This window comes from Aeromicrobium sp. PFPM2_SD2 (genome assembly GCF_057364525.1).
In genome coordinates, this window is record NZ_JBNFNZ010000340.1 from 1 (window position 1) to 2,743 (window position 2,743).

General features: G+C 73.8%; 4 protein-coding genes. All 4 read left to right on the plus strand.

Going from position 1 to position 2,743, the window contains the following annotated elements:
• A partial coding sequence (locus AC2W7G_RS13210) for a hypothetical protein (protein WP_485868843.1) occupies positions 1 to 269 on the plus strand: 269 nt, incomplete at its 5' end.
• Between the two features lie 62 nt (positions 270 to 331).
• The gene (locus AC2W7G_RS13215) at positions 332 to 1,183 is read left to right on the plus strand and encodes a CE1 family esterase (RefSeq protein ID WP_485868844.1); all 852 of its coding nucleotides are present in this window, start codon (positions 332 to 334) and stop codon (positions 1,181 to 1,183) included.
• Positions 1,184 to 1,187: 4 nt separating this feature from the next.
• Complete coding sequence (locus AC2W7G_RS13220) at positions 1,188 to 2,009, plus strand: HAD-IIA family hydrolase (protein ID WP_485868845.1); 822 nt, start codon at positions 1,188 to 1,190, stop codon at positions 2,007 to 2,009.
• 105 nt (positions 2,010 to 2,114) lie between these two features.
• A partial coding sequence (locus AC2W7G_RS13225) for an NAD-dependent epimerase/dehydratase family protein (RefSeq protein ID WP_485868846.1) occupies positions 2,115 to 2,743 on the plus strand: 629 nt, incomplete at its 3' end.

A 2,743-nucleotide genomic window follows, 5' to 3' on the forward strand; every position in this document is an offset into this window, starting at 1 on the left:
GGCAGGCCGTCGAGACCGGCCCCCGGCCGGTCGCCGAGCCCGTGGTCGTCCGGCTCGGCCCCGACCCGCAGCCGCGCGACGAGCGCCTCGCCGAACGGGTCTTCGCCCTGCTCGACCGTGCGCAGATCCCGTTCGACGTGAAGCAGCGCGTCCACGCCGTCGCCACGCGCGACATGGACGCCGGCGTCCGCATGGCCCACCTCGGCACCCTCGGGCTGCCGCCGGCGCTGCTGTCGGCCGTCGGCGAGATGCTGCTCGCGAGCCCCTGACCTAGGGTCTGTCGGCATGCGTGTCGTCCTCCCCGCCCTGCTCGTCGCGACCCTGCTGGCGGGTGCGGCCGACGGACGCGTCCGCGGGCCCGTGCGCGCAGGTCGACCCGGGCACGACCCGCGAGGAGCTGACCGTCGGCGGCGTCGACCGCGAGTACCTGCTGCACGTGCCCGACGGGGCGGCCGACGACGACCCGCTGCCGGTCGTCTACATGCTCCACGGCTACGCCAGCAACGCCGCCGACCTGCTCGACAGCACCAACGCGGTGGCCCTCGCCGACGAGGAGGCGTTCGTCCTCGTCGCGCCGGACGGCGGGGGCGAGCCGCGCCACTGGGCCCTGCCGTCGACCGGCTCCGACGACGACGTCACCTTCGTCGAGGAGCTGGTCGAGCACGTGGCCGACGACGTCGCCTGCGTCGACGAGAGCCGCACCTACGTGGCCGGCTTCTCCAACGGCTCGGCCCTGGCGCAGGCGGTGTCCTGCCAGGACGACAGCCCGTTCGCCGCGTACGTCGGCGTCTCGGCGCCGTTCGACCTCGGCCGCTGCCCGGACGCCGCGCCTGCCCCGCTGCTGTACGTCCACGGCCGCCGCGACCCGGTCATCACCTACGACGGCAACACCCGGTCGGTCATCGGGGCCACCGCGCCGGTCGAGCTCATGCTCGACCGCTGGCGCGCGCGCAACGGCTGCGACGAGCGCCCGCGAGTCTCGGTGCGCGGCACGATCGAGCACCGCACCTGGACCGGGTGCGACGCCGACCTGGAGGCGTACGTCGTCGCGGACGGCGGGCACCAGTGGCCCGGCGGCGACCGCTCGGCCGCGGGCGGGCCCTCCGGGAAGATGACGCGCGAGCTCGACGGGACCCGTACGGCGTGGACCTTCCTCTCCGCGCACCGGCTCGCGAGAGGATGACCCCATGACCACCCCCAGGCCGATCGAGTCGTGGCTCACCGACATGGACGGCGTGCTCGTCCACGAGGAGCGCGCGATCCCCGGAGCCGCCGAGTTCATCGGACGGCTCTCCGCCAGCGGCCGGCGCTTCCTCGTGCTGACCAACAACTCCATCTTCACCCCGCGCGACCTCGCCGCCCGGCTCCGCGCCGCGGGCATCGTCGTGCCCGAGTCGGCCATCTGGACGTCCGCGCTGGCCACCGCCCAGTTCCTGTCCGAGCAGCGCCCCGACGGCACCGCCTACGTCATCGGCGAGGCCGGGCTGACCACGGCGCTGTACAACGTCGGCTACGTCATGACGTCCAAGGACCCCGAGTACGTCGTGCTGGGGGAGACGCGCACGTACTCGTTCGAGGCGATCACCCGGGCCATCCAGCTGATCTCCGGCGGCGCGCGGTTCATCGCCACCAACCCCGACCCGACGGGTCCGTCGCCGACCGGCCCGCTGCCGGCCACCGGCTCGGTCGCCGCGCTCATCACCAAGGCGACCGGCGTCGAGCCGTACTTCGTGGGCAAGCCGAACCCGCTCATGATGCGCAGCGCGCTCAACCGCATCGAAGCGCACTCGGAGACGACGGTGATGATCGGCGACCGCATGGACACCGACGTCCTGTCCGGTCTCGAGGCGGGCCTGCGGACCATCCTGGTGCTGTCCGGCTCGACCGGGGCGCACGAGGTCGAGCGCTTCCCGTTCCGGCCCTCGAAGGTGTTCAGCTCGATCGCCGACGTCGTCCCGCTCGTCGACGACCTCGCCCCCGAGGCGAGCCTGCAGCCCGACGCGTCGTAGCCGCGCTCCCGGCGGTCCGACGCGACGTCGTCTCGGCAGGTGGGACGACTTGGTAGGCTCGTCGGGTCTGTCGGGACGTCGACGTCCCGCGGGGACGGAGATCGCGTGAAGGTGTTCCTCACCGGAGCGAACGGGGTGATGGGCCGCTCGGCCGCCGCCGCGCTCCTCGAGGCCGGCCACGACGTCGTCGGGCTGGTCCGCACGGCCGAGGCCGCACGGCTCGTCGCCGACCTGGGCGTGGAGCCGTGGTTCGGCGACCTCTACGACGAGACGGCGCTGGCCGCGGGCATGCTCGGCTGCGACGCCGTCGTCAACTTCGCCACGAAGGTGCCGGTGGGTGCCACGTCGGTCAGCTACGCCCAGTTCCGCAGCCACGACCGGCTGCGCGTCGTGGGCACCCGCGTCGCGGTCAAGGCCGCGTGCCGGGCCTCGGTGAGCCGCTTCGTGCAGCAGAGCGTGAGCTTCATCTACGCCGACCACGGCGAGGACGTCGTCGACGAGGACAGCCCGACGGACGTGTCGCGCTTCTCCGAGCCGGTCGTCGTGTCCGAGACCCACGTCCGCGGCGCGACGGCGGCCGGCATCGACGGCGTCGTGCTGCGCTTCGGCCTCATCGTGGGCCCCGACCCGCACAGTGCCTGGCTGCTCAAGCGGGCCCGGGCCGGACGTCCGGTGGGCGCTCGGCCGCGCGGGAGGCGTGGTGTCCACGTCGGTGCACCCCGGAGGACGTCGGC

Bases quoted from the DNA above. Each gene is read 5' to 3' on its own strand.
- AC2W7G_RS13220 (WP_485868845.1), top strand. From the start codon at position 1,188: ATGACCACCCCCAGGCCGATCGAGTCGTGGCTCACCGACATGGACGGC.